We start from the raw sequence: 1,068 nt of genomic DNA, 5'->3' as shown, positions 1-1,068 counted from the left end.
ACTTACTCTATTTGAAGATATTTTATTCATAGGGTCTTTGTACATGCCTAAACTCAATATTGGCGTTCTGGTCAAGCTGTTGATTTGTTTTGCGATTCCCTTGGGCGTGTTATTCATGCCAATAGATTCAATACCTATCGATGACCTGACGCTGATTCAACACCGCCTGCTAGCGATATTTCTACTTGCTGCCCTTCTTTGGGTACTTGAACCCGTTCCAGTTTTCGCCACCTCGATATTGATCATTGCACTTGAACTGGTGATGATTTCCGACAAAGGCCTGCACCTATTTAGAAATCCACCAGCGGGACACGATCTCGGTGAGTTAATTCAATATACCGACATATTCGGTGCATTTTCATCACCAATCATCATTCTATTCATGGGTGGCTTTGCTCTCGCAATCTCGGCCTCTAAATACGAACTCGATAACAACCTAGCTCGAGTGCTGCTGAAACCATTCGGTACAGAACCGCGCTTCATCATGCTTGGCTTAATGTTGATCACCGCCGTGTTCTCAATGTTTATGTCGAATACCGCAACCACGGTCATGATGCTAGCTCTGCTTGGCCCTATTGTAGCTTCGGCGCCAAAAGGCGATATGGGGATCAAAGCACTCGTATTGTGTATTCCGATCGCCGCTAATACTGGTGGTATCGCAACACCAATCGGTACGCCTCCCAATGCCATCGCACTGCAATACCTAACTGGTGAAAACACCATCGACTTTCTCAGTTGGATGATGATGGGCTTACCCTTTGTGATCATCCAGCTCACCATTGCTTGGTTCCTTCTTCAGAAAATCTTCCCTTCCACGCAGAAAAACATGGTGCTTAAACTCGATGGACAATTCAGAAAGAGCTGGCGAGCGATCGTGGTTTACGTCACCTTTGCCGCCACCATCTTGTTGTGGATGACCACCAAGCTGCATGGCATGAACACCTATGTGGTCTCTATCATTCCACTGGCGGTCTTCACTTTGACGGGCATCATGGGCAAAGAAGAACTCAAGCTGATTAACTGGGATGTGTTGTGGTTAGTCGCCGGTGGTATTGCGATTGGTATCGG

The 1,068-nt window shown here is 46.7% G+C and carries 1 protein-coding gene; it reads left to right on the top strand.

Annotated elements, in window-relative coordinates:
- Positions 1-43: 43 nt before the first annotated feature.
- On the top strand, positions 44-1,068 hold a 1,025-nt coding region (locus BCT81_RS25635), incomplete at its 3' end, for an SLC13 family permease (protein WP_102426291.1).

Origin of the sequence: Vibrio sp. 10N.261.52.A1 (assembly GCF_002876325.1) — a bacterium.
Classification (GTDB): domain Bacteria; phylum Pseudomonadota; class Gammaproteobacteria; order Enterobacterales; family Vibrionaceae; genus Vibrio; species Vibrio chagasii.
This window is presented reverse-complemented; position numbering and strand designations above follow the sequence as displayed.